The organism is Chryseobacterium sp. VD8 (assembly GCF_037149975.1).
Lineage (GTDB): Bacteria > Bacteroidota > Bacteroidia > Flavobacteriales > Weeksellaceae > Chryseobacterium > Chryseobacterium indicum.
This window is the reverse complement of the sequence record NZ_JBBCQL010000237.1, coordinates 1-6,980: the sequence shown is the minus strand read 5'-3', so window position 1 is coordinate 6,980 and position 6,980 is coordinate 1. Positions and strand designations below refer to the sequence as shown.

The 6,980-nt window shown below is 35.7% G+C and carries 6 protein-coding genes; 3 read left to right on the top strand and 3 right to left on the bottom strand.

The genetic code is table 11. The annotated features are described in order from the left end of the window. From WFK35_RS19090 to WFK35_RS19080, 3 genes are all read right to left on the bottom strand, one after another. Nucleotides 1–302: hypothetical protein (locus tag WFK35_RS19090; RefSeq protein WP_336733925.1), on the bottom strand; the 302-nt coding region annotated here is incomplete at its 3' end. A 2-nt stretch (nucleotides 303–304) separates the two neighbouring features. Continuing rightward, the gene (locus tag WFK35_RS19085) at nucleotides 305–1,444 is read right to left on the bottom strand and encodes an FIST signal transduction protein (RefSeq protein WP_336733923.1); all 1,140 of its coding nucleotides are present in this window, start codon (nucleotides 1,442–1,444) and stop codon (nucleotides 305–307) included. After that, nucleotides 1,445–2,800 (bottom strand): sigma-54-dependent transcriptional regulator, encoded by a 1,356-nt coding sequence (locus WFK35_RS19080; protein WP_336733920.1) that lies wholly within the window; start codon nucleotides 2,798–2,800, stop codon nucleotides 1,445–1,447. It lies immediately after the preceding gene. A gap of 623 nt (nucleotides 2,801–3,423) precedes the next feature. Between WFK35_RS19080 and WFK35_RS19075 the strand changes: the two genes are divergently transcribed. The 3 genes from WFK35_RS19075 to WFK35_RS19065 all read left to right on the top strand — a co-directional run. Continuing rightward, on the top strand, nucleotides 3,424–3,639 hold the full coding sequence (locus WFK35_RS19075; RefSeq protein ID WP_214589542.1) for a hypothetical protein: 216 nt from the start codon (nucleotides 3,424–3,426) through the stop codon (nucleotides 3,637–3,639). A 401-nt stretch (nucleotides 3,640–4,040) separates the two neighbouring features. Continuing rightward, entirely contained in the window at nucleotides 4,041–5,039 is a 999-nt protein-coding gene (locus WFK35_RS19070) for an SDR family oxidoreductase (RefSeq protein WP_336733918.1), read from the top strand. 507 nt (nucleotides 5,040–5,546) lie between these two features. Beyond that, the coding region (locus tag WFK35_RS19065) for an FAD-dependent oxidoreductase (RefSeq protein WP_336733916.1) at nucleotides 5,547–6,980 on the top strand (1,434 nt) is incomplete at its 3' end.

Genomic DNA, 6,980 nt, shown 5'->3' with positions numbered 1-6,980 from the left:
TCTTTAAGGTCTTTATTTTTTTTCGTGTCAAAAGAATAATCCAGTAAGCTTAATGATTCATAAAGGCTCGAAATGGATTCCTGCTTGAGTTCATTTTCTTTCTTCAGATCATTAAACAATTCTTTATATTCTTTTTCGCTTTGCCTGAATGCATGATCGGTAAGTTCTTTATCGCGCTCAAAAGATTTATAAGAATCGTTGATTGCATTAATAAAGTTCTTAAATTTCGGGTCGCTGTGGCAATCTTCAGGCAGATGTCTTTTAATCTGTCTTCTGAGTAAATTGTGCAAATCGATTTCCATAGCTATCGTATTTCATTTACAGTGGTGATGGTGATTGTCTGATTGTGAAGTGCACAGTCTCCGAAAGGCTTCACCGGGGAAATTTCTCCATAAGAATAAAAGCCGTTAAGAAAGGTATTTTCACCCAAAACATCTCTCACAATCTCTACTTCTTCAGCAACTCGCTCTCCGAGAACCATTTTTCTTCCAACGCAGCTTACAATAATCCCCAGTTTAGGATCCGGATTCATCTGAAGACATGCATTGGCAGCGTCATTCGCTGCATCAATGAGGCGGTCCAGATTGGCTTTCATAAATCTTACATGGCTTCCTTCCGGCAGATCTCCTGCGAAAATCATCATGTTATTCTTTTCATTGATGGAAAGTATGGTCCTTACTACGGGAGCAGAATCTTCGTCAATTTTTAAAGATAGTGGAAAGAGCAGGGCAGAACTTGGGAGCTCTTCTGCATATTTTCCCAGATAGCTTTTATAGAGGTCGAGAGCATTTTTATTATCGATTTCAACAAGGATATTGTTTTGTGATTTGGTAACAGTTCTCTCCAGCCCAAAGCTTTCCCAGCCGCCAAATGATGCGTGAGAAAGTTTCAGCGTATGGCCGTAAAAACCAATGGCAACGATTTTATTGCTCACCGGAGCTTCATTAAGACCTACAACGGTTTTTTCGAAACGGTCGCTGTCACCCGCCAATCCTCCTGATATTAATACGCCTTCCGGCCGTCCTTCATTAAGACCTTTCACCAGCTGGCTTCCGTTCACTTTGCTTCCGTCCGACAAAACAAAAACCCATCTCAGGTTTTCATGAGGCAGATTTCCGATTAGTGCTTTTCCGGCTTCATAACTGTTTTGGAAATCATTAATATCAATCTGTTGGGTTTTTATCTGTGCAGAGAAAAATTCAATGGCGGTAACTGTTACAGTTTCATCAAATACTTCATTGCAGAAAATTTCTCCCGAAGAAGAACATAAGGCAATTTCCGCGTTTGGGAACTTTGTTTTTATGATATTAAAAAAATCTGGGTTTTCAAGGATGTTTCGGCAGCCGTATCCCAGTATCAATTGAACTTTATGATCGTCCAGTTTATCATCGTTTCTTTTAGATATCCAGTTTCCGCCTGCAAAAAGTAGTTTAGCAACTTTCATTTATTCTTTAGTTTTTTTTAGATCTACACTGTTGATGAGGTTATAAACAGTGGATTTTCCTATGTCTAATATTTTGGCCGTCTTAATAACATCATTATTATTCTCTTTCAGAAAATGAAGAATAATATCTGTAGTGTACTGTTTCAGCGTTTTTTGCTCGGAAAGAAAAACTTCGGATTCTTTTTCCAGGCTGTAAAAGCTGATATCGTCCGCGGTTATTTCGTTGCCTTCTGCCATTACACAGGCAAGATCCACTACAGATTTCAGTTCTCTTATATTCCCCGGAAAACTGTATTTCATGAGTTTTTTTCTGGCATCCGAAGACAGGCTCAGTGGTTTTATTTTGTTTTCTTTGGCAAAAAGTTCAATAAAATGTTTTGCAAGAATTAAAGTGTCCTGATCTCTTTCCCGCAGTGGCGGTAATTCTATCGGAAGACCAATAACACGATAATAAAGATCTTCTCTGAAATTCCCTTTTTTTACTTCATTTGCCAGATTTTTATGGGTGGCAATAATGAGTCTTACGTCTAATTTTATTTTTTGAGTTCCGCCGACTCTTGTAATCTCTCTTTCCTGTAAAGCGCGGAGAAGCTTGCTCTGAAGATTGAGATCCAGTTCTGCAATTTCGTCCAGAAAAATAGTTCCGCCGTTTGCCTGTTCAAATTTTCCGACCGATTTATCTGTAGCGCCTGTAAATGCGCCTTTTTCATGTCCGAAAAATTCACTTTCTACCAGATCTTTTGGGATTGCTGCCATATTTACCGCAACAAAAGGTTTGTTTTTTCGGGAGGAATGGTAATGAATTGCCCTTGCTACAACTTCTTTACCGGTTCCCGTTTCTCCGGTTACAGAGACATTGATGTTGGATTTCAGAGCCTTATTAATTTTTGAAAAAATATTTTTAATAGATTCGCTCTGTCCGATAATCGTTTTCTCGAAACTGTATTTTTTTTCAAGTTCATCTTTCAGTTCTTCAACCTCCTGTTTTAAAGAGATATTTTCTCTAAGACGGATGATGGAGTTCCACAAAAGTTCTTTTGTATGTTCATTTTTTACTATATAATCTTTTGCTCCCTGTTTTAGGAAATCTATAGCAACGGAAATATTTTCCTGACCGCTGATCACGATGATCGGCAGGCTTGGATATATGCCTTTAATCTGCTTAAAAAGGTCATCTCCCTGTATGTCCGGCAGTCCAAAATCAATACAAATGATATCAGGATTCCGGTAAAGTTCAGAAAGACATTCTCTGCCCGAACTATAAAGAAAAACTTCATAATCAGGATTAAGCTCAAGATGATATTTTAGCATTTCTCCGAAGAATGGATCATCATCCACAAGGAAAATTCTGACCATTATGATATTTATTAAAAATTCTGATTAAAAGTAAAATTTTTTATTTACATAATGAAATATTTTAATCAATATCTGAACTATAATCCTTTGTTAATGGGTTTTGTATTGATTTTTGTCTAGTTAAGCCAGAAAATTTATTTGATGAATAAATTTACATATAAATATTTACACGTTTATAATATTCAATGTTTTTAAAAGTTTAATATTGTAAGGTGTTGATTTTTAAATTGTTGTTTTGTTTTTTTGTAGAGTAATAATAACATTTTCGGGGGTGGAAATTCAGATTGTTAGAGTGCTTTACATTTTCAGTTCGAAGTAATTGAAATAGTGTTGAAATCAATAATAAAAGATAAAGTTCTTCCCGGAGCAGATCTGCAATATTGAAAATGACAAAAAATACAACTGCAGCAACTTTGGATATAGACAAAACTCTTTTGATAAGCTGATCGGAGAATTTCTACTAAAAAGCTTCCGGTAAAATGCTGTATTAATACGTATTAAATATTATGAATATAATCGCTGTTTTAGGGTATTTTCATTTAAATTTTAAAAATTTAACTTTATTAAAGAAAATTGGCAAAGAAATTGTGTATATCTATTTGAAACTCTTAAAAGACAAAGCTATGATTTCTTACTACGATTTTAAAAATTTGCCAAATCAGGCACAGTGCAGTTTCGTGATGAATGAAGGACGTGTCATGAGCGAAAGAACAGTAAATTCTGTAAAATATGTACTTTATGAAGTCTCTTATTTTACGGTCGAAGTTATTTGTAATACGGTTAATAATAAAACGGAAGTCATTAATGTTTTTCAGAACAAAGGAGCTTATGCAATATAAACATACTTAAAACGACATATAATTTATTAAAACAGATCTTTTTAAGGTCTGTTTTTTTTTTTTTTTGTTTTAAAACTGGTTGATGAAAAATAAAAAATCCTCAGAGAGAATCTGAGGATAAAAACTAATAACCATGAAAACTCAAATTAAACATGAGTATTAGAGAATATTAAAATATTGTGCCAAGAAAATAGAGCGGCTACATTATTTAAGATTAATTAAGAATATTAACGAAAATTTATATTATTAAATGATTAGTTTAAAACAAGATCAACTTTAACTTGGTCATTGGAATCCTGACTGAAAATTATTCACAAGATTTAAAATTTAACTTAAGAGTTATGCTCGTTATGGCATAATAATAGGTTGATTATGGATAACTAACCAAAAACCATCACAAAATGAATTCTAATAATGAACAAAAAAATCTCAGAGGAAAAACCGTAGTAATTACCGGAGGAAGCAGTGGAGTAGGAAGAGCAGCTGCGGAAGCATTTGCCTTGGAAGGCTGCAATATTGTAGTTGCGGCAAGAGGTAAGGAAGCTCTGGACGAAACAGTTGCTCTGTGCAGGGATTTAGGCGTTTCGGCGATGGCTGTTCCAACGGATGTTTCTATTGCGGGCGATGTTCAGAATTTAGCCAATAAAGCATTGCAGTTCAACGGCAGAATAGATATTTGGGTAAACAATGCAGGGGTAATGTCAAGCGGAAAATTCGAAGAAATCCCAATGGATATCAACGAACAGGTGATTAAGACTAATCTTTTTGGCTATATGCATGGTGCGTACAGTGCTTTGCCTGTCTTTAAAAAGCAGGAAGAAGGAATTTTAATTAATAATGTCTCTATCGGCGGTTTTATGCCTGCGCCGTACAGTGCGGTTTATTCGTCCACAAAATTTGGCATTCGCGGACTGATGGAATGTCTTCACGGCGAAATTTCAGATTTTCCGCAGATCCATATCTGTAATATTTATCCGCAGATCCAGCGTTCAACGGGAAATATGCATTCTGCAAAATATTCTGGGCTGGATTTTAAAATTCCTCCTTTTGCAGCAGATCCGAGAGATACGGCTGCTAAAATGGTAGAATTAGCTAAAAATCCTAAAAAAGATTTGTTTCCGGATTTTACGTCTATGGTATTGAAAAATGTGTACGGATTATTTCCAAAGCCTGTAATTAACAGTGCTTCAGCAGTTATGAGGCTTATGATGAAGGTGAAAAATGCTCCTTCAGATTCAGGCAATATTTTAGAACCATCTTCGGAACCTCACCGGATTTACGGAGAAACAATGCTTCCGGTTCCTTCCAGAAAGACAAAAATGGCACTTTTAGCGGGATTGGGATTAGGGCTGGCTTATATGTTTGTGAAAATAAAATCCGGCTCTTCTGATAATGCTTAATAAATGCAATGCTAAGTCTGTTTAAACTTTTATTTAACCGCAAAAGGGACAAAAGATGAACTAAACGCTTATTTAAAGCTGATTATTATAAATGAAAAAGCTCACAATAGTTTTTAAAAATCTTTGATTTTTATTCTTTTGAATGCTTTGATTATTCTGGAAATTCGCTTTAAGATTATCTTTTGTCCCTTTTGCGGTTAATTCTGAAATTAGTTTAAAGTTTGCTATAAAAATACCACCTTCAGATTCTTAATTTGAAGGTTTTTTATTGATGTTTATAATAAAACAATTTATTCCTGAAATTTCATGACTGCGGTCATAAATCAATGCTTTGTTGAAATTGTAAATTTGAGATAGATGATCTCTCAGACTGATTTATAAATGCAAATTTATAGTCAGTTGTCAATTCAAAAATGATAAATTTTAGTTGATGATCACATGTTGTATGCTGCAATAATCTGAGAAAAAAAGGGTTAATTGTTTCGGATTTTAATTAAACAATAAATTATGAACAGAGACGGAGCTAGGAAAAGCATTTGGCAGGAAGAAATTAAAAGTTTCTCTTCCGATCCGGATTTTGAAATGGTGTATGATGTAGTAATTGTCGGAGGCGGTATTACCGGAGTTTCAACAGCGCTGAAACTTCAGCAGGAAGGAAAAAAATGCATCATTCTTGAGGCATCAAAGATAGGTTTCGGAACAACGGGAGGAACAACGGCACATCTTAATGATTTTTTTGATACCACTTTTTCGCAGGCTGTCAGCGATTTTGGTCTCGACAATGCAAAAATATTTGCAAAAGCAGGGCAGGATGCAATTCAACTGATAAAAAACAATATTCAACAGTTTAATATAGGCTGTGATTTTGAACATAAATCGGCTTACCTTTTTGCGCTCGACGAAAAGCAGGATAAGCAGTTGAAAGATATTGTGGAAGGAGCTTCAAAAGTAAATCACACGCTGCATTTTACAAGAGAAATTCCCTTTTATGTTCCTTTTGTAAACGCGGTACTTATTCCAAACCAGGCTCAGTTTCATCCGGTAAAATATATAAAGGCGCTGTGTGAAGTTTTTTTAAATCTGGGAGGCGAAATTTTAGAAGATTGTCTCTGTGAAAATCATGAAGAACAGGAAGATTTCATTATCGCAACAACCTCAAAAGGAAAGATCAGATCCAGAAATCTTGTTTATGCAACGCACATTCCTCCCGGTAAAAATGTGCTGAGTTTCGTAAATGCACCTTACAGAAGCTATGCAATAGCGTTCAGCTTAAAAAATAAAAACTATCCGGCGGAACTGGGTTATGATCTTGTAGATCCTTATCATTATTACAGAACTCAGACAATTGGCGGTGAGACATTTTTGATTGCTGGAGGAGAAGATCATAAAACCGGACATGCGGAAGATACAGGAGAATGTCTTTCAAAACTTGAAAATTACGTTCGTAAATATTTTGAAGTTGATCTTGTTTATTTTAGCTGGTCAAGTCAGTATTATGAACCGATAGATGGCTTTCCCTACATCGGAAAAAGTCCGGGAAGTAACGGGAGTGTCTTCGTTGCAACGGGATTCAGAGGAAACGGGATGATTTTCGGAATGCTGTCCTCACAAATTATAACCGATCTCATCCTCGGACGCGAAAATAAATATGCAGATCTTTTTAACCCTTCAAGAATTAAACCGGTTGCGGGAATGGCAGATTTTATAAAAGAAACTGCTGCCGCTGCATTCGATTTTATCAAAGATAAACTTCTCAAGGAAAAGATTGAATCTTTGGGAGAAATTACCGAAGGTGAAGCTAAAGTAGTAAAGTATGACGGGAATTCTTACGCGCTCTACAAACAATCGAATGGAAAAGTACATCTGTTAAAAGGCGGCTGCACTCATGCACATTGTGATGTGCGGTGGAATAGTGCGGAGTTGAGCTGGGATTGTCCTTGT

Bases quoted from the DNA above. Each gene is read 5' to 3' on its own strand.
- WFK35_RS19080 (WP_336733920.1), bottom strand. From the start codon at position 2,800: ATGGTCAGAATTTTCCTTGTGGATGATGATCCATTCTTCGGAGAAATG.
- WFK35_RS19070 (WP_336733918.1), top strand. From the start codon at position 4,041: ATGAATTCTAATAATGAACAAAAAAATCTCAGAGGAAAAACCGTAGTA.
- WFK35_RS19075 (WP_214589542.1), top strand. From the start codon at position 3,424: ATGATTTCTTACTACGATTTTAAAAATTTGCCAAATCAGGCACAGTGC.
- WFK35_RS19085 (WP_336733923.1), bottom strand. From the start codon at position 1,444: ATGAAAGTTGCTAAACTACTTTTTGCAGGCGGAAACTGGATATCTAAA.